This is a genomic window from Brachybacterium halotolerans (genome assembly GCF_016623465.1).
Lineage (GTDB): Bacteria > Actinomycetota > Actinomycetes > Actinomycetales > Dermabacteraceae > Brachybacterium > Brachybacterium halotolerans.
In genome coordinates this window covers 21163-40094 of record NZ_JAEDAJ010000014.1, presented here as the reverse complement: position 1 = coordinate 40094, position 18932 = coordinate 21163, and the positions used below count along the sequence as shown (strand labels likewise).

Below are 18932 nucleotides of genomic sequence, written 5' to 3'. Positions count from 1 at the left end.
AGGTCAGGCGGCGCGGCGCCCGCGGCGCCACACCTGGTGGGTCAGCGGCATGCCGGGGCGGTAGGCGAGGTGGATCGCGGCGGGCGCGTCGAGCACGTGCAGGTCGGCCCGCGCGCCGACGCCCAGGTGGCCGACGTCGGAGCGTCGCAGGGCGAGGGCCCCTCCGCGGGTCGCGGCGCGGATCGCCTCGGCGAGGCTCAGGTGCATCTGCAGCACGGCGGTCGCGACGCAGAAGCCCATGGCGCTCGTGAACGAGGTGCCGGGGTTGCAGTTGCTCGCGATCGCGACGTGCGCTCCCGCATCGAGCAGGTCCCGGGCGGGCGCGAGCGGGGCGCGCGTGGAGAGATCGCAGGCGGGCAGCACGGTGGCGACCGTCGGCCCCGCATCGACCGCGAGCAGTCCGTCGCGCGCGCCGGCTCCGAGGGGTCGGTCGGCTAGTCCGACGGGCCGGCCGGCGGTCTCGGCGAGGGCCTCGACGTCGGCCGCCTCCAGGTGGTTCAGGTGGTCGACGCTCGCCGCGTGCTCCTCGACCGCGAGCTGCACGCCGCACTGTGCGCCGGAGAGCTGGTTGCCGTGCACGCGCAGGCCGAGCCCGGCGGCGCGCCCCGCCTCCAGGACGCGCCGGGAGGCGGCGGTGTCGAACGCGCCGTCCTCGCAGAACACGTCGATCCAGCGCACGCTCCCGCGCACCTGCTCGAGCATCGGCCCGACCACCAGATCCAGGTACTCGGCGGGGCCCGGACGGCCGTCGGCCCCGTCGTACTCGGAGGGCACCAGGTGCGCCCCCAGGAACGTCGCCTCGTCGAGCGTGCCCTCCGCGACGAGGCGGGCGGCGAGCGCGGCGGCGCGGGCCTCGTCCGCGACCGTGAGCCCGTAGCCGGTCTTCGTCTCCAGGGTCGTGGTGCCGCCCGCGAGAGCCTCGCCGATACGGCCCCTGACCAGTTCCTCCAGGCGTCGGTCGTCCGCGGCGCGGGTCGCGTCGGTGGTGACCTGGATGCCGCCGGCGGCATAGGACTGCCCGGCCATGCGGGACTCGAACTCGGCGGAGCGGTCGCCGTCGAAGACCAGGTGCGTATGGGAGTCGACCCAGCCGGGCAGGACGGCGCGCCCCTCGAGGTCGATCCGCTCGTCGGCCGCGGGCGCCTCGGTCGCGGGGCCCGTCCAGGCGATGCGGTCGTCCTCGATGACGAGGGCGGCCTCGCGCTGGATCTGCCCGTCGGCCGCGCCGCGCGCGCTCGAGCCGCCGAGCGGCGCGTCCTCGAGGGCCGGGTCGAGGGTCCAGAGCTCGCCGATGCCGGTGAGCAGGGTCGTGGTCATGCGTCCTCCCAGAAGGGTGCGATGGCGTCGCGCAGCAGGGCGCCGACGTCGCCGAGCCGGTGCCGGCCGTCGGAAACGATCGTCTCCCCGTCGCGGATCACCGTGGTGACGTCCGCGGCGCTCGCGGCGAGCAGCACCTGCGCGGGGTCCGCGCCGGCCGTGCGCACGGAGTCCAGACGGATCGTCACCAGGTCGCCGCGGGCGCCCGGCGCGATCCGGCCGGCGCCCTCCCGGCCCAGGCTCTCGTGACCGGTCGCCAGGGTCAGCAGGTCCTGCGGGGTGAAGCGGCCGCGCTCGTGGGTGGTGAGGCGCTCGTGCATCTCCACGGCGCGCGCCTCCTCGACGAGGTCGACGACGGCGTGCTGGTCGCTGCCCAGCGAGAGCCGCACGCCGGCGTCGTGGAGCGTGCGGGCGGGGCCGATGCCGTCGGCCAGGTCCCGCTCGGTGGTGGGGCACAGGCTCACCCAGGAGCGCGCGTCCCCGAGCAGACGCACGTCCTGTTCGCTTAGGTGCGTCGCGTGCACGGCGGTGAGGTCGGGGCCGACGAGGCCCGCCTCGGCGAGCAGTCCCACCGGGGTGAGGCCGTAGCGGGCGAGGGCCGCACGGTTCTCGGCGGGCTGCTCGCTCACGTGGACGTGCAGCGGGGCGATCGCGGAGCCGGTGTCGCACACCGCGGGGACGAGGGCGGCGGCCTCCCGGAGCTGCGGGAGGGGCACCGCGCGCACCGAGTGCAGGGCGGCGCCCACGCGGAACGTGCCCTCCGCGCGCAGGCCGCTCGCGCGCTGCGCCCAGGCGCCGATGTCCGCGTCCCCGAAGCGCGCCTGCTCCGGGGAGAGCGCGGTGTGGCCGGTCGCGTCGAGCCCGCCCTGCAGGTAGGCGGTGTCCAGCAGGGTCAGGGCGACGCCGGCCTCCGCGGCCGCCTGCTGCAGGGCGCGCCCCATCTCGTTCGGGTCCTCGTACGGGGCGCCGCCGGCCTGGTGGTGGACGTAGTGGAACTCGCCCACGGCGGTGACGCCGGCGAGCGCCATCTCCGCATAGGCGGCGCGCGCGAGGGCCAGGTAGTTCTCGGGGTCCAATCGCGCGGCGACGTGGTACATCCGCTCGCGCCAGGTCCAGAAGGTGCCGCCCGCGTCGTGGGTGCGGCCGCGCAGGGCGCGGTGGAAGGCGTGGCTGTGCGTGTTCGCGAACCCCGGCAGGGTGACCCCGCGGAGGACCTCGTCCTCCGGGCGCGCCTCGGCCCGCTCGACGACAACGATCCGCCCGTCCCCGTCGAGGACCACCCGGACGCCGTGAGCCGCCCCGTCCGGCAGGAGCGCGTGCTCGCACCAGAAGGAGCGCCCGCCCTGTCCCGCGCTCATGAGGCGAGGTCCCGGACGACGGTCAGGAGCGCCTCGACGCCGGCGTGGCAGTCGGCCGGCTCGGCGAACTCCTCGGGGGTGTGGGAGGCGCCGGTGGGATTGCGGACGAAGAGCATGGTCGTGGGCACGCCCGCCTGGGCGAGGATGCCCGCGTCGTGGCCGGCGCCCGTGCCGAGCATCGGCGTGTTCGGCCCCAGGGCGTCGCGCACCCGCAGGGTGAGCTCGTCGTGGAAGCGCGTGGTCGCCGTCCACGACTCCTCCCGCAGCGCGCCCGGGAACATCGCCGTGAGGTCCTCGATGACGCCCCGCACCAGGGACTCGTGCGGGGAGCGGGCATCGAGCCAGGCCGTCACGTGGGAGGGGATCGCGTTGACGCCGCCGGGCTGCACGCTCACCTTCCCGACGGTCGCGACGCAGCGGTGCTCGCCGTCCCGGCGCTCGGCGGCCTCGCGGGCGGCGAGCGCGAAGCGGGCGGCCTCGAGCATGGCGTCCTCGCGGTCCGCGAGCGCGGTGGTGCCGGCGTGGTCGGCGCGGCCCGTGAAGTCCGCGCGCCAGCGTCCGTGGGGCCAGATGTCGGTGCCGACGGCCACCGCGGAGGTCGCCGGGTCGAGCAGGTCGAGGGCCCGGCCCTGCTCGACGTGCAGCTCGACGAACGAGCCGATCCTGGCGAGCGCCGCGGGATCAGGGCCGATGTCCGCGGAGCGGCCCGCGCTGCGCAGCGCCTCGGCCATGGTGATGCCGCCTGCGTCGGTGAGCCCGAGCGCCCGCTCGGCCGTCATCGCTCCGGTGACCACGCGCGATCCGGCGCAGGCCACGCCGAAGCGCGCGCCCTCCTCGTCGCCGAAGTTCACCACGCCGATCGGCACGCGAGGCGCGAAGCCGCTCGACTGCAGCGCGCGGACGACGGCGAGCGCGGAGACCACGCCGAGCGGGCCGTCGAAGGCCCCGCCGTCGGGCACGGAGTCCAGGTGCGAGCCGATGACGACGCCCGGGGTCCGGTCGGGATCGCCCCACCAGGCCCACTGGTTCCCCATGCGGTCCTCGGTGAGGTCGAGGCCGAGGGCCGCGCACTCCCCCGCGAACCATTCCCGCAGGGTATGGTCCTCGCGGGTCCACGCGTACCGGCGGTAGCCGCCGGTCTCGGCGCTGCGTCCGACGGGCAGCAGCTGCGCCCAACGGGCATCGAAGTCCTGGGCGAGGCTCATCGCCGCACCTCCTCGGCGTCGGCCGCGAGCACTCCGTCGTCCGCGCCCTCGGGCAGGATCGTGCGCTCCGGCGGACGGCGCGTCGCGCGCCCCCAGACCAGGAAGATCGCCCCGGGGACGACGAGCCCGACGATCCAGCTCACGTCGGCCCCGCCGAGCATCTTCGTGAGCGGGCCGGTGTACATCGACTGGGCGAGGAACGGGATCTGCACGAGGATGCCGATCACGTAGGTGACCAGCGCCGGGACGTCGAACGCCCCGTACCTGCCCTTGGGGTCGTAAAGCGCGGGGATGTCCACGCGCTCCCGGGAGACCAGGTAGAAGTCGACGAGGTTGATGGCGCTCCACGGCGTGAAGACCATGAGCAGCAGCAGCACGAAGTTCTTGAAGTTGTCGAGGAAGTCCGCGGAGGCGGCCAGGGCGATCACGACGGACAGCGCGAGGAACGTGAACACGAAGACCAGGCGCAGGGCGGGCCGCACCACGCTGCGCCTCGAGAAGCCGGTGACGGTGGTGAGCATCGTCATCGCCCCGCCGTAGGCGTTGAGCGTGTTGATCGTGAGCTTGCCCGAGACGATGACCAGGTAGATCACGAGGGCGATGAGTCCGCCCCCGGCGAGCTCGCCGACGAACCCGACCTGGTTGTCCAGGAAGCTCGAGTGCGGGATCGAGGCGAGCAGGGCGCCGATCGTCATCGCCCACATCGACCCCAGCACGGAGCCCGCGAAGGTCGCGGTGAACGTGCGCCGCGCCGGGGTGTCGGCCGGGAGGTAGCGCGAGTAGTCCGCGACGTAGGGGCCGAAGGTCAGCTGCCAGCCGGCGCCGAGGGCGATGGCGAGCAGGAACGGGACCGCGCCGAAGGTGGCGTCGGCCAGCAGGTGCGCCCCGTCGTAGACGGTGAAGATCCGAAGGGTGATCCAGGCGAAGCCGAGCATGCCGAGCACGGTCGCGATCCTGCCGAGGCCATGGATCCAGCGGTAGCCGACGGCCGCGACGACGAAGGTGATCAGGCCGAAGACCACGATCCCCACCCAGGGGGCGTCGACGTGGAGGATCCGGTTGATCGCCTGCCCGGACAGCACGGTGCCCGTCGAGGCGAAGCCGAGGTACATGAGCACCACGAGCACGAGCGGCAGCGCGGCGCCGATCACCCCGAACTGCGCGCGGCTGGAGATCATCTGCGGCAGCCCGAGCTTGGGGCCCTGCGCGGAGTGCAGGGCCATCACGGCCCCGCCGAACAGGTTGCCCAGGAGCAGGCCGATGATCGCCCACAGCGCATGCGCGCCGAAGACGACGGCGAGGGCGCCGTCGACCACGGCCGTGATCTGGAGGGTCGCACCGAACCAGAGGGTGAACTGCTGGGTGACGCCGCCGTGGCGCTCCGAGGAGGGGACGAACTCGATGCTCCGGCGTTCGACGGTGGAGGCGGTCGCAGCCATGGCCGCCTCCTCAGATCTTCGCCGGCGCCGCGGTGGCGCCGGCCTTCGCCGAGGCCGCGCTCTGGGCGGCGTCGGGGTCCTCGGCGTCGCGCACCTGCGGGGACATCGGCACCCGCACGCCGCGCTCCTCGGCGACCTCGGCGGCCCGCGAGTAGCCCGCGTCCACGTGCCGGAGCACGCCCATGGCCGGGTCGTTGGTGAGCAGGCGATCGAGCTTGCGCGCGGCGAGCTCGGTGCCGTCGGCCACCCCGACCTGCCCGGCGTGGATCGAGCGGCCGATGCCGACGCCGCCGCCGTGGTGGATCGACACCCAGGTCGCGCCCGAGGAGGTGGAGGTGAGCGCGTTCAGCAGCGGCCAGTCGGCGATCGCGTCGGAGCCGTCGAGCATGCCCTCGGTCTCCCGGTAGGGCGAGGCGACGGAACCCGAGTCCAGGTGGTCGCGGCCGATGACGATCGGGGCCTTCACCTTCCCGTCGCGCACGAGGTCGTTGAAGAGCTTCCCCGCCTTCGCGCGGTCGCCGTAGCCGAGCCAGCAGATGCGGGCGGGCAGGCCCTCGAACTCGACGAACTCGCCCGCGGCGTCGAGCCAGCGGTGCAGGTGCTCGTTCTCGGGGAACAGCTCCTTGAGCGCCGCGTCGGTCACGGCGATGTCCTCGGGGTCGCCGGAGAGCGCGACCCAGCGGAACGGGCCGAGGCCCTCGCAGAACAGGGGACGGATGTACGCGGGGACGAAGCCGGGGAAGGCGAAGGCGCGCTCGCAGCCGGCGCGGCGGGCCTCGTCGCGGATCGAGTTGCCGTAGTCGAAGACCTCGGCGCCCTCGTCGGCGAACTCGACCATGGCCTGCACCTGGCGGCCCATCGACTCGCGGGACTTCTTGGTGAAGCCCTCCGGATCGGCCTCGGCCTCGGCGTGCCAGGTGTCCATGTCGTGCTCGATCGGCAGGTAGGACAGCGGGTCGTGGGCGCTGGTCTGGTCGGTGACGACGTCGATCGCGATGTCGCCGGCGCGGTGGCGCGCGAGCAGCGCGGGGAAGACGTCGGCCGCATTGCCGACGATGCCGATGGAGACGGCGCGCCGCTCCTCGCGGGCGGCGTTCGCGCGGGCGATGGCGTCCTCGAGGTCGTCGGCGATCTCGGTGAGGTAGCGCTTGGCGACGCGGCGCTCGAGGCGGGTCCGGTCGACGTCGGCGATGAGGCAGACGCCGCCGTTCAGCGTCACGGCGAGCGGCTGGGCGCCGCCCATGCCGCCGCAGCCGCCGGTCAGCGTGATGGTCCCGGCGAGGGATCCGCCGAAGCGCTTGGCGGCGACCGCCGCGAAGGTCTCGAAGGTGCCTTGGAGGATGCCCTGGGTGGCGATGTAGATCCAGGAGCCCGCGGTCATCTGGCCGTACATCATCAGACCCTCGGCCTCGAGGCGGCGGAACTCGGGCCAGGTCGCCCAGTCCCCCACGAGGTTCGAGTTCGCGATGAGCACGCGCGGCGCCCATTCGTGGGTGCGCAGGATGCCGACGGGCTTGCCGGACTGGACCAGCAGCGTCTCGTCGTCCTCGAGGTCGGCGAGGGAGGCCAGGATCGCGTCGAACGCCTCCCAGGAGCGGGCGGCCCGGCCGGTTCCGCCGTAGACGACGAGGTCGTCGGGCCGCTCGGCGACCTCGGGGTCGAGGTTGTTCTGCAGCATGCGCAGGGGCGCCTCGGTCTGCCAGCTCTTCGCGGTGATCTCGGTGCCGCGGGGGGCGCGGACGGGGCGGGATCCGGGGAGGGTCATCATCGACTCCAGTGCATCGGGGGCGGAAGCTGCGTGACAGCACACCACCGCGCGCGGTCCGGGTCGACCCCAGACCCCTCCTAACGTCCGGTATACGCGACGGAGGTCGGTTCACCAGGGGTCATAGGACCATCGAGGGGGTGTCATCGTCGGGGTCCTGCGCCGCGCGCTCGCGCCGGACGAGCTCCCAGGTGCGCACCATCCGGGGCAGGGCGAGGATCACCAGCCCGCCCGCCATGTTCAGCGGGACCACCCAGGCGCACCACACCAGCCAGTCGGTGTAGGGGATGTCGGCCCCCGCATGCATCGCACCGAAGATCACCGCCGAGCTCAGCGCGCCGTGCAGCATGCCGAGCCCCACCACGAGCAGCCCCGAGATCAGCGAGTTGGCGAGGGTGGCGATGCCCTCGTTGGAGCCCTGGCTCATCCGGGTCACCAGCGTGATCGTGAACCCCGCGAGCAGGGCGAGCGCCACGGTCTCGCGGGTGGGGCCGCTGGACATGTACTCGGTCGCGCTCGTCACGAGGAGATCGTCGAAGCGCGGGAACGCCGCGACGACGAGCCACGAGAAGGCCCAGCCGCCGATGAGGTTCGTCGCCAGGGTGGTCGCCCACAGGCGCAGCAGCTGCCACCAGGTGCCGTGCCGGGCGACGACCGCATGGATGGGCAGCAGGAAATCCTCGGTGAACAGCTCGGAATGGGCCAGGCGCAGCGCGTACAGGCCGACGCCGAACGCGAAGCCTCCCAGGAGCTTCGAGCCCGTCGCGTCGAGCACCGCGAGCATCGCCAGCAGCCCGATGCCGACGTCGATGCCGCCGAACAGGCCGGTGATGATCAGCGCGCGCCAGGTGCGGTTCAGTCGGTTGGCGCCCTCCCGGACCGAGTTCACGAAGCCCTCGACCAGCGCGTCCTCGAGCGGCTCGTCGCTCGCGCCCAGACTCCGCCTCTCCTGCGCCTGACCGCGGTCGTGTCCGGCCATCTGCATCTCCGATCCTCGGGAGCGATCCTCGGCGGCGCACGCTACCAGCGGCGACGGCGGCTCAGACGGTCCGGGGCGCCCCGTTCATGCCGCGAGCCACTGGTCGAGCGTGAGGTCGTCGACGATGGTGCCCTCGGAGGAGGGGACGAGCACCCCGCCGGCGAGCCGCCTGCCCAGGTACGGGTACTCCGTGACCAGGCTCGGCGAGCGGCCGGCGACGCTGCCGCGGGCGCCCAGGATCCTGCGCACGAGCTGCGCGGACGTCATCTCCTCCGGTCCGCGCAGGCGGACGATCCGGTTGCGCGGGTCCTCGCCGTCCTCGGGCGCGAGGCGCGCGTTCTGGCCGGGGACGATCTCCGGGACGACGCCGCGACCGGTCGCGATGATCTCCCCGACGATGTGGTCGGCGGCGCGCTCGGTCGCGAGCGGCGCCATGCGCATCTGCGGCAGCACGGCGACGGGGCCGAGGCTCGCCTGGGCGACCATCTGCTCGCCGAGCTCGAACCACTGCGCGGAGCGGATGATCGTGGTGGGGATCGGCGCCGCCCGGTAGGCGCGCTCCTGCGCGCACTTGCCCCGGTAGTAGCCGAAGCCGAGGGCGGCGCCCGGTTTGGTGACCCCGGCGATCGAGATGCAGACGACGCGTCCCGCGCCGCCCTTCTTCGCCGCCGCGGCGATGTTGTTCGCGCTGCGGGCGAAGAAGCGCACGGCCGGCGTCGCGCGGATCGTGGCGATGTTCGTCGCGTCGACGACCACGTCCGCACCGTCGAGAGCGGCCTCCAGGCCCTCCCCGGTCTCCGTGTTCACGCCGCTCGCGCGGCTGAGTCGTCTCACGTCGTTCCCGGCCGCCTCCAGGCGGTCGGCGACGAGAGATCCGATGGTTCCAGTGGCCCCGAGAACAGCGATGTCCATGGGGCCACTGTAGGGCCGACCGCCCGATCGCGGACTCAGGCTTCGCGTTCGTTCATGTTCGGCTCGGGCGGGGTTCGCGAGCGCGCGGCGGAGCGGGCCGCGGGAGGGGCCGAGGGGCGATGGCGGAGGGGCGGGCCGAGGGCGCGATCAGCCGGCGGGCGTCGGGACGGGGCCGTGGGTCCAGGTGCGCGCTGCGGCGCTCGACGGGGCGGCCGCGTCGGGATCGGCCTGGGCCTGGACCGTGTACTCGATCCGCGTGTGCTGGCGGTCCTCCCGCGCCTGCATGAACTCGAAGGCGCTCGGAACCAGCGCGTACACCTGCCAGTCGGGGTTGGGCTCACCGGTGAAGCTGGGACGCGAGGCCCAGTCGGCCTGGGAGGCCTCGTCGTCGAGCGCGATGACCGTGCCGGTGATGCGCACCTGCCGCCCGGACTCGCGCCAGAAGAAGATCATCGACGCCTTCGCGTCCTGCTCGAGCTGCGCTCCCTTGCGGGACGTGCGGTGGGTCGAGACCTGGTAGGCGCCGTCCTCGATGTCCTTGAGGATCAGGGTGCGGCCGACGGGGAACCCGGCCTCGTCCACGGTCGTGAACGTCATCGCGTGGGGCTGGCGCGCCCCGCTCGCGATCGCCTCCTCGAGCCAGTCGCGGAAGAGCGCCTCGGGGTCCTCGGGCACGGAGTCCGGGTCGAGGACGGGCAGGTCGGACGGGAATGCGGGGAGCTTCCGCAGACGGTCACGCAGCTCAGTCATCGGGGAGGTCGCCTCTCTGCTGGACGGTGCCGGATCAGGCGCGGTCCACTGTACGGCGGCGGGTGACCGGGAGGCGGGCGGCCGGTAGGCGGGTGGGATGGCGGTGGCGGGATCGGTCGACGGGGTGGCCAGGGACGTCGATCGGGAAGCAGTCCAGGGAGGTGGGTCGGGGAGGCGGAACGGCTTCGATGTCTCTGGGTGAGGTCTCCACGCGCAGAGGGGCGTGAGGTCTCACCCAGAGACATCGAAGCGGGGGATCCGGTGGGCTCAGGCGGCCTCGTCCTCGGCGTGGTCCTCGTGGTCGTGGCCCTCGTGGTCCTCGCCCTCGTGGTCGTGGCCCTCCTCGGAGTGCTCGCCGCCCTCGTCGGCGCCCGGGGAGACCTCGTACTCGCCCGAGGCGGTGCCCGTGGTCACCTGCATCTCGTGCGGGACCTCCGGCAGGTCGATCTCCTGGTAGGCCTTGCCGGTGTCGATGTCGACGAGCGTCAGCTTCTTGTTCTTCGAGTCGGCGACGAAGGCAGTGCCGTCGGCGACCGAGAGCATCGGCCCGGCCTCCTGCCACTGGTCCGGCTCGGTCCACTCCTCGGCGACCTTCGTCTCGTGCAGGACCTTGCCGCTCTCGGGGTCGAGGATGTTCAGCTCTCCGTCGGCCGTGAGGACGAGCGCCTCGCCGTCGGGCCCGCGGTCCAGGGAGCGGAACCAGTACTCCGAGCCCAGGTCGACGGTGTCGAAGGAGCCGTCGCGGGTGTCCAGAAGACCCACCTTCGTGGGGCGCTCGATGCCGCCCTCGGGGTCCTCCTCGACCTTGTAGTCGGTGAGGACGATCGGCGAGTCCTCATGGCCCTGCTGGTTGCCCGAGCGCTGGAAGTCCTCGTCGACGTGGATCTTGTGGAACTCCCCGTCCTTGTACATGACGGGCCCGTTCTCGCAGCCCAGGGTGACGATGTCCCCGTGCTCGTCGGGCTTCGCGGCGGCCTCGCCGTGGACGCCCGGGCAGTCCTCGGTCTTCGCCGTGACCTTGCCGTCCGCATCCTCGACGACGACGGTGTGGCGCTCGTCCTCGGTGCCGACGGTGTGCAGCAGAGAGCCGTCGGACAGCGGGACGGCGACGCCGTGGTGCGGGGCGTCGGTCCGGGTCTCGGCGACGGTCTTCAGCTGCCCGTCCGCGAGGGCCGTGGAGTCGAAGACGGTGATCGCGCCGGTGCCGTCGGCGAAGGTCGCGGTCTTCTCGCCGTGGGGGACGACGTGCCCGGGCTCCTCGGCGGGGATCGTGACGTCGGAGAGCAGGGCCGGGTCCTGCGTGTAGTAGTGGAAGTGGTCGCCGTGCGCCTGGGCGATGAGGCCGGTGTCGTACGCGGTGATCGAGGATCCGGCGCTGACCATGACGCTGCGGCCGTCGCCCGAGGGGTTCAGCCGCACGTAGCCCTCGACGGGAGTCTCGTCGATGACCGAGCCGTCCGAGGAGTCGAGCGTGGTCATGCCGCCCTCGTGGGCGAGGACGATGCGCGGGGTGAGCGCGCCGACCTCGGTGCGGTCGGAGGCGGCCTGGGCCGCGGACTTCTTCGAGTCCTCGCCGTCGGAGGCGGCGGATTCCCCACCACCGGCCCCGCAGCCGGAGAGCGCGAGCATCGAGGCCGAGACGGAGGCGACGAGAAGCCCCCATCGTCGCCGCTTGGTGAGAATGGTTCCTGAGTGAGTCATGCGCAGGACCGTAGCATGTTCTGAGAACGATTCGCATCTGAGTATCGAGGGCGGACTGCCGACAAGGTCGGGGAGGCCGTCCGATGCGCGAGCCCGCGGGCTAGGGTCGGAACATGGCAGACCCGCAGCACCTCCCCACCATCGGCACCATCGGGGCCGGGCACATCGGATCGACGGTCGCCCGCCTGGCGCAGGCCGCAGGGATCGACGTGGTGCTCAGCAACAGCCGAGGGCCTTCGTCGCTCGAGGACCTGGCCCAGGACATCGGCTCGCACGTGCGGGCCGGCACCACGGCCGAGGCCGCAGCGAGCGACATCGTGGTGCTCACCGTCCCTCTGCTGACACTGACCTCGCTCGATCCCGAGCTGCTCGCGGGTCGCATCGTCGTGGACACCATGAACCACTACCCCGAACGCGACGGGACGATTCCCGCACTCGATTCCGGCGCGACCACCTCTGGCCTCACCGCGGCGCACTTCCCTGACGCGCGCGTCGTCAAGGGCCTGAACAACATCGTGCACTCGCACCTGCTCGCCCTCGCACGTCCGAGCGGCGCCTCGGACCGATCCGCCCTGCCGATCGCGGGCGATGACGCCGCCGCCAAGGCCGAGGTCACCCACCTTCTCGACGCACTCGGCTACGACGCCCTCGATGCCGGGCCCCTGAGCGAGGGATGGCGCTTCGAGCGCGGACGCGAGGCCTACACGCTCCCCTACGCCGCCGATCCCGAGGCTCTGCGCGCGAGCACGCCCGGGGCGCGCCCCGAGGGCGCGCGCCCCGCGAGCACCGAAGACCTGCGTCGGGCGCTCGCAGAGGCGTGAGAAGAGACCACGATGACCGGCACGCCCTCCCCCGCGACCGCCCCGGTGCCCACTCCCCCAGCGGCCGCCTCACCCCAGATGGGGAAGCGGATCCAGCGCGCCTGGCAAGAGGAGACTCTGCTGCTCCCCCTGCGGGACGCAGGTCATGCACGGCGCCTTCCGGGCCAATCCAAGCATTCCCGGCTCGCCGGCCTGGGCGGCCCTGCGCACGTCGAGCTGCTCGGCACCGGCGAGACCTTCGCCGCATGGCGTCTGCGCGCGGAGGACGGCACCGCACTGCTGGTGCGGATCCCCTGGCACGCTCCCGCCCACCCTCTCGCCGACGAGCTCGCCGCCCTCACCCAGCTGCCGCCCGACGTCGGCCCCGAGCCCCTCGCCCTGCACGACGATGCGGAGTCGAGCCCCCTCGGGGCACCGTACCTGGTGACGACTCCCGTGCCCGGTCGCATCCTGGCGCCCGCACAATGGACCCGGGACCACCTGGCTGCTCACGCGGAACGTCTCGCCCACCTGCATCGAGTGGCGACGCCGGGGCGCGGTCCGGTGACGCTCGGGGCGGATCCATGGGAGCGCATGGAGTCCGGTCGCCTCTCGCTCCTCGAGCTCTTCGAGGCCGACACGGAGTCGGTGGACGCGGAGGTGCTCGCAGGGGTCGGAGGCCCGGGCATCCTTCGGTCCGCCGCACAACGGCTGCGGGCGGCCGACTCCGCCTTCGCGGATCTCGAGGGATTCGTGCTCAGCCACGGCGACCTGTGCGCGACGAACATCGTGTGGGACGCGCAGGTCCCCCGCTTCATCGACTTCGAGTGGTCGATGGGTGACGATCCGGCGCGGGACCTCGCGATCATCGGAGGCCCGGTGCACGGCGGCCCCTGGTACGTGCCGCTCACCGAGGAGGAGATCGAGGACTTCATGGGCAGCTACCTGCACGCGCGCGCACGGCTCGACGATGCGTCCGAGCTGCCGCGCCTCGAGGGCCAGACGCCGCTCCTGCCCGCCCGGACGCTCGACCCTGCTGGTCTGCACGCTCGGCGCGACGCGTGGGAGATCTTTGAGAAGACCGCGATGCTGCTTCACGTCGCAGGCCGGGTGGCCGAGCGCCGCGCGGCCGACGACCACTACTCCACGGCGCTTCCCATCCTGCGTGACACCCTCCGCGCGCGCCTCGGCGCCGACTGACCCCGCTCGAGGCGGCCCGAGCCGGCGCGATGCGGCCCCATCCACGCCGCGACAGCGCGAGAAGTACGAAACGGTTGCCAAGATCGATCTTGGCAACCGTTTCGTACTTCTCGCCGGCCGGCCACGCGGGGACGGCCGCGCTGCGGATCAGATGACGCCGAAGGCGATCATCGCGTCGGCGACCTTGCGGAAGCCGGCGACGTTCGCGCCCACCACGTAGTCGCCGGGGCGGCCGTACTCCTCGGCCGTCTCGAGGCAGGTGCGGTGGATGCCGACCATGATGTCGGTGAGACGGCCCTCGGTGTAGTCGAAGGACCAGGCGTCGCGCGAGGCGTTCTGCTGCATCTCCAGGGCGCTGGTCGCGACGCCGCCGGCGTTCGCGGCCTTGCCCGGGCCGTAGGCGATGCCCGCCTCGCGGAACACCTCGACGGCATCGGGGGTGCAGGGCATGTTCGCGCCCTCGGAGACCGCCTTGACCCCGTTCTTGACGAGGGTGCGGGCGGCGTCTGCGTCGAGCTCGTTCTGGGTCGCGCTCGGCAGGGCGATGTCCACGGGGACGTCCCACACGCTGCCGCCCTCGACGAAGCGGGAGCGGCCGCCGCGGCGATCGGCGTACTCGGCGATGCGGCCGCGCTCGACCTCCTTGATCTGCTTGAGCAGCTCGAGGTCCAGGCCGTCCTCGTCCACGACGTAGCCGGAGGAGTCCGAGGCGGTCACGGCGATGCCGCCCAACTGGGCGGTCTTCTCCGCCGCGTAGATCGCGACGTTGCCGGATCCGGAGATCGCGACCTTGCGGCCGTCGAAGGACTCGCCGCGGGCCTTGAGCATCTCGTCGGCGAAGATGGCCGCGCCGTAGCCGGTGGCCTCCTTGCGCACGAGCGATCCGCCCCAGTCCAGGCCCTTGCCGGTCAGGGTGCCGGCCTCGTACTTGTTGGTCAGGCGCTTGTACTGGCCGAACAGGTAGCCGATCTCGCGGGCGCCCACGCCGATGTCACCGGCGGGGACGTCGGTGTACTCGCCGATGTGGCGGTGCAGCTCGGTCATGAAGGACTGGCAGAAGCGCATGACCTCGCCGTCGGAGCGGCCGTGCGGGTCGAAGTCGGAGCCGCCCTTGCCGCCGCCGATGGGCAGGCCGGTCAGGGAATTCTTGAAGATCTGCTCGAAACCGAGGAACTTCACGATGCCCACGTTGACCGAGGGGTGGAAGCGCAGTCCGCCCTTGTACGGGCCCAGCGCCGAGTTGTACTCGACGCGGAAACCACGGTTGACCTGGACGGTGCCCTGGTCATCGACCCACGGGACACGGAAGATGATCTGGCGCTCCGGCTCGCACAGGCGGGTGATGATGCCCTGGTCCGTGTACTCGGGGTGGCGGTCCTGGATGACCTCCAGCGACGAGAACACCTCGCGCACGGCCTGGTGGAACTCCGGCTCTCCCGGGTTGCGACGCAGCACGGCGTCGTAGGTCTCCTGCAGGGTCGAATCGAGCATCGCGGTCCTTTCGCTCGGGGCAGGTGAGGGCACACAGGTGCGCCCGGGCCTTCAACAGGTCTGGGCACACAGGGGTGCCCGGGCCTTCAACAGGTCTGGGCACACAGGGGTGCCCGGGCCTTCAACAGGTGGGGCGCTGGGGACACACTACGAGCCATGACGTCTCACGTCACGGGACGATCGTCCTGCGGGACGGGACGAGGGGCCGACGGGCCCGACGGCGCCGGCCGACGGTCGCGGCGTCGCCCTCTCCACGCCTTCTCCTCGCGCGCGTTCTCGCGACCCCTCGCGGGACGCTCGCGCGCGCGTTCCCGCGGAGCGTACAGTCGTACACATGACCGCTCTTCGACCGGCCCGGGCCGCGGCGCCCCTGGCCCGACTCCGCCGCGCCCGCTGGGCGGTGGCGGCGCTGTTCCTCACCAACGGCGCCCTGCTCGCCAACGTGCTCCCCCGCTACCCCGAGATCAAGCAGTCCCTGGGGCTCGCGAACTCCACGTACGGCCTGGCCATCGCCGCCTTCCCCACGGGCGCGATCCTCGCCGGGCTCGCGGCGGCGCCCGCGATCAGGCGCCTGGGATCCGCCCGCGCGGCGACCATCGGCACGGTGCTGACGGCGCTCGCGCTGCTGATGGTCTCCGCCGCGCCCTCCGCCGCGATGTTCGCGCTCGCGCTGGGTCTCGCGGGCGCGTGCGACGCGATCACCGACGTCGCCCAGAACGCTCACGGGCTGCGCGTGCAGCGCGCCTACCGCCGCTCGATCCTCAACTCGTTCCATGCGGTGTGGTCGATCGGAGCGGTGCTGGGCGGCTCGATGGCTGCCGCCGCGATCGCCCTCCGCGTGCCGCTCGGGATCCACCTGACGGTCTCGGCGGTGCTCTTCGCCGTCATCTCGCTGGTCGCACTCCGCTTCTGCCTGCCAGGGAAGGACGAGGGCGCGCAGGACGCGCAGGCGCCGGACTCCGCGCCGGTCTCCGTCCCGGAGCCTGAGCCCGAGCGCATGGAGACGGAGCACGCGGAGCCCGAGCACGCGGCGCCCGACACGGCCCCGTCCGGCGCGGGCCCGTCGGCCGCCGCCCGCATCTCCACCCGCACCCTCCTGCTGCTCGCGGCGCTGGTCGTGCTCGCGATCGGCGGCACCGTCGTCGAGGACTCGGGCAACTCGTGGGCCGCACTGTTCCTGGGCCGGGACCTGGGCGCGAGCGCGGCGGTCGCCGCCTACGGGTACATCGCGCTGGTCGGGGCGCAGTTCGTCGGCCGCCTCGTCGGCGACCGCCTGGTCGACCGCTTCGGCCAGCGGACCGTCGCCCGCGCGGGTGGGCTCCTCATCGCCATCGGCATGGGCGCCGCCCTCGCGGTCGCCACGGTCCCCGCCGTCATCCTCGGCTTCGCCGCGGCGGGCCTGGGCTGCGCGACGCTGGTCCCGGCCGCCATGGGGCACGCCGACGAGCTGCCCGGACTGCGCCACGGCACCGGGCTGACCGTGGTCTCCTGGCTGATGCGCCTCGGCTTCCTCGCCTCGCCGCCGGTGGTGGGGCTGATCGCCGACGCCGCATCACTGCGGGTCGGCCTGCTGGTGGTGCCGGTCGCGGGGCTCGCCGTCATCGTCGCGGCGGGGGCGCTGCGCGGCCGACGAGTCTGATCGAGGAACCCGAGCCGGTCTCAGTGCTGGTCGGTCCCGCGCGCGATCCGGGCGAGGGCGTCGGCCGCGAGGCCTTCGCTCGCGGGGTCCGCGTGCAGGGCGCGGTGGATCGTGAGCCCCTCGTTCATGGCGTCGAGGATCTGCCCGGTGCGCGGGTCGACGAAGGGCTCGAGGGTCGCGCGGGTGCGCGTCATCCAGGTGGTGGTGATGTCGCGGAACTCGGGCCTGCGCGCGGCGAGCGTGTAGAGCTCGAGGGTGAGGATCAGGTCGCGCTGCGTGGCCAGGACGTCCTCGTCGATGTTCCGGCTGAACTCGGCGAGCGCGCCGTCGAGGTCCTCGGCCGCGGCCATGCGCCGCTCGGCCTTCCGGGCGACGGAGTCGGCGAAGCGCGTGAAGGCCTCGCGGAGCAGTTCGTCCATGCCGCTGAAGTGGTAGGTCATCGAGCCGAGGGGGACATCGGCCGCAGCGGCGACGCGACGGTGCGAGGTGCCCGCCAGCCCGTGCTCGGCGATCACGTCCAGGCACGCGTCGATGATGCGGTCGCGGCGGTCCGGGTCGTATCGGCGTGCACGGGGGCCACGAGCCCCGGACCGATCGGATGCGGGGTCGCCCTGCTCGACCGAGGACAGACTCATCGCGCTCTCAGCCCCGCCCGCCGAGCGCGGCGACGAGGGAGGCGAGAGGGTCCTGGGTGAGCGGGGCCGAGGTCTGCGTCACCCGGTCGAGTCTAGGCCCGCCGACCGCGCCGCCGTTCGTCGACCGCCCCGCCCTGCGGTGCCCGGGCCCGTCGTACCGGACCTCAGACCCCGACGCCCTCGAAGGCCCCGCGGAACCTGGCCGCGGGATGCGAGTCCGGCAGCCGGTCCGCGCCCGAGAGCCGCCCGCGCAGGGTGCCCTCCCGCTGCGGCAGCCGTCCGCGCTCGCGCAGGATCGGGGAGACCAGCTCGGCGAAGTCCCGCACCGTGTCGAAGGAGTGGTACTGGCGCAGGTTGATGCCGTCGATGCCCTCGACATCGAGCCAGTGCTCGATCGCGTCGGCCACGACCTCGGGCGTCCCGGCCACGAAGAAGCGGTCCTGCCAGGCCTCGTCGACCGCGTCGAGCAGGTCGCCGACGGTCTCGTGCGCCCCCTTGCGGCCGACGGGGGTGTCGGCGGGGAGGCCCTCGATCTCGAGGGCCTCGGCGATGGTGCGCTCGCGCGGGTGGCCGAGCGCACGGATCGGCACGGACTGGTGGACGAGCATGCCCTCGGTCGAGCGGTGCGCCTTGTAGCGGGCGAGCTTCTCGTCGACCTCCTCCTGCGTGGGCGCGGTGATCACGGCCGCCTGGACCACGAACTTCGGGTCGGAGGCGTCGCGCCCGGCGGCCACGGCGGCCTCGCGCACGGCGGGGACGGTGCGCTCGAGAAGCGGGCCGTGGGTGAAGACGATCTCGGCGTACTCGCCCGCGCGCTTCGCGCCCGCAGGGGACGCCGTCGCGAGGATCAGTGTGGGCGTGCGCTGCGGGGACGGCTCGGCCAGGTGCGGGCCGGCGACGCGGAAGTTCGCGCCCTCGTGGTCGATCCGGTGCACCTTCGCGGGGTCGGTGTACACCGCGCCCTCAGCGTCGCGCACCACGGCCCCGTCGTCCCAGGAGCCCTCCCACAGCTTGTAGAGCACCTCGAGGTACTCGTCGGCGATCTCGTAGCGGTGATCGTGCTCGATCTCCTCGGAGAGGCCGAAGTTGCGGGCCGCGTTGGGCAGGTAGGAGGTGACGATGTTCCAGCCCACGCGGCCGCCGGTGAGGTGGTCGAGCGTCGACATGCGGCGCGCGAAGGCGAAGGGCGGCTCGTAGCTCGTGGAGAACGTGATGCCGAAGCCCAGGCGCTCGGTGACCGCGGCCATCGCCGGGACCACGAGCATCGGATCGTTGCTGGGGATCTGCAGCCCCTCGCGCAGCGCGGTCTCGGCCGAGCCGCCGTAGACGTCGTAGGCGCCCTGGACGTCGGCCAGGAAGATCGCGGTGAACCCGCCGTCCTCGGCGATCCGCGCGAGCTCCGTCCAGTAGTCCAGGTCGGTGTACCGGTGGCGGTTGTTCCCGGGCAGGCGCCACAGCCCGTGCGTGATGTGGCCGACGCAGTTCATCTCGAACAGGTTGAGGATGAGCGGTTTGGGCGACATGGACCGTCCTGGGTGATCAGCGGGTGCGGGTGGGGCTCGACGCCCTGCACTCTCCGCCGCCGGGTCCCACGGACGCATCCCGTGTGACGGCGGATGACGGCGCATGCCGCCGTCCGCGACCGGCGGCAGCACCGACCGTCCGCGCTCCGACGCACGCCGTCACAAACCTTTGGCCCGCCATCACACCTGCTTAGGGTCGGCCGGGTCCCAGGGCCCAT

At 72.9% G+C, this 18932-nt stretch carries 14 protein-coding genes and 1 pseudogene; 3 read left to right on the top strand and 12 right to left on the bottom strand.

Annotated features, from left to right (window positions below):
* Positions 1-3: 3 nt before the first annotated feature.
* The 9 genes from I8D64_RS15665 to I8D64_RS15625 form a co-directional block, all read right to left on the bottom strand.
* Positions 4-1317 (bottom strand): amidohydrolase family protein, encoded by a 1314-nt coding sequence (locus tag I8D64_RS15665; protein ID WP_200503733.1) that lies wholly within the window; start codon positions 1315-1317, stop codon positions 4-6.
* Entirely contained in the window at positions 1314-2675 is a 1362-nt protein-coding gene (locus I8D64_RS15660) for a formimidoylglutamate deiminase (RefSeq protein WP_200503732.1), read from the bottom strand. The genes I8D64_RS15665 and I8D64_RS15660 overlap by 4 nt, the downstream gene beginning before the upstream one ends.
* A complete protein-coding gene (locus tag I8D64_RS15655) occupies positions 2672-3880 on the bottom strand; it encodes an allantoate amidohydrolase (protein ID WP_200503731.1) in 1209 nt (402 codons plus the stop codon). Before I8D64_RS15655 ends, I8D64_RS15660 begins: the two co-directional genes overlap by 4 nt.
* Entirely contained in the window at positions 3877-5319 is a 1443-nt protein-coding gene (locus I8D64_RS15650; RefSeq protein WP_200503730.1) for a purine-cytosine permease family protein, read from the bottom strand. The genes I8D64_RS15655 and I8D64_RS15650 overlap by 4 nt, the downstream gene beginning before the upstream one ends.
* 10 nt (positions 5320-5329) lie before the next feature.
* A complete protein-coding gene (locus I8D64_RS15645) occupies positions 5330-7084 on the bottom strand; it encodes a urocanate hydratase (RefSeq protein ID WP_200503729.1) in 1755 nt (584 codons plus the stop codon).
* A gap of 121 nt (positions 7085-7205) precedes the next feature.
* Positions 7206-8069 carry a formate/nitrite transporter family protein gene (locus tag I8D64_RS15640; protein WP_343068611.1) on the bottom strand — a complete coding sequence of 288 codons (864 nt, stop codon included), beginning with the start codon at positions 8067-8069 and terminating at the stop codon, positions 7206-7208.
* A 78-nt stretch (positions 8070-8147) separates the two neighbouring features.
* Entirely contained in the window at positions 8148-8975 is an 828-nt protein-coding gene (locus I8D64_RS15635) for an SDR family oxidoreductase (protein WP_200503728.1), read from the bottom strand.
* 147 nt (positions 8976-9122) lie between these two features.
* A complete protein-coding gene (locus I8D64_RS15630; RefSeq protein ID WP_200503727.1) occupies positions 9123-9725 on the bottom strand; it encodes a pyridoxine/pyridoxamine 5'-phosphate oxidase in 603 nt (200 codons plus the stop codon).
* 267 nt (positions 9726-9992) lie between these two features.
* Positions 9993-11426 carry a PQQ-binding-like beta-propeller repeat protein gene (locus I8D64_RS15625; RefSeq protein ID WP_200503726.1) on the bottom strand — a complete coding sequence of 478 codons (1434 nt, stop codon included), beginning with the start codon at positions 11424-11426 and terminating at the stop codon, positions 9993-9995.
* Positions 11427-11539: 113 nt separating this feature from the next.
* On the opposite strand from I8D64_RS15625, the gene I8D64_RS15620 reads away from it, so the two are divergent.
* Together I8D64_RS15620 and I8D64_RS15615 are read left to right on the top strand one after the other, a co-directional pair.
* Entirely contained in the window at positions 11540-12247 is a 708-nt protein-coding gene (locus I8D64_RS15620) for an NADPH-dependent F420 reductase (protein WP_200503725.1), read from the top strand.
* Between the two features lie 12 nt (positions 12248-12259).
* Positions 12260-13426 (top strand): phosphotransferase family protein, encoded by a 1167-nt coding sequence (locus tag I8D64_RS15615; protein WP_200503724.1) that lies wholly within the window; start codon positions 12260-12262, stop codon positions 13424-13426.
* A gap of 147 nt (positions 13427-13573) precedes the next feature.
* On the opposite strand, the gene gdhA is transcribed toward I8D64_RS15615, so the two are convergent.
* On the bottom strand, positions 13574-14917 hold the full coding sequence (gdhA, locus tag I8D64_RS15610) for an NADP-specific glutamate dehydrogenase (RefSeq protein WP_152353880.1): 1344 nt from the start codon (positions 14915-14917) through the stop codon (positions 13574-13576).
* A gap of 316 nt (positions 14918-15233) precedes the next feature.
* Here gdhA and I8D64_RS15605 point away from each other — a divergent pair.
* A pseudogene (locus I8D64_RS15605) lies at positions 15234-16556 on the top strand (MFS transporter); the annotation flags it as partial.
* 20 nt (positions 16557-16576) lie between these two features.
* Here I8D64_RS15605 and I8D64_RS15600 read toward each other — a convergent pair.
* Positions 16577-17191, bottom strand: a complete 615-nt coding sequence (locus tag I8D64_RS15600) for a TetR/AcrR family transcriptional regulator (RefSeq protein WP_200503722.1) — start codon at positions 17189-17191, stop codon at positions 16577-16579.
* Between the two features lie 164 nt (positions 17192-17355).
* Positions 17356-18714 carry an NtaA/DmoA family FMN-dependent monooxygenase gene (locus tag I8D64_RS15595; protein ID WP_200503721.1) on the bottom strand — a complete coding sequence of 453 codons (1359 nt, stop codon included), beginning with the start codon at positions 18712-18714 and terminating at the stop codon, positions 17356-17358.
* Positions 18715-18932: the final 218 nt, after the last annotated feature.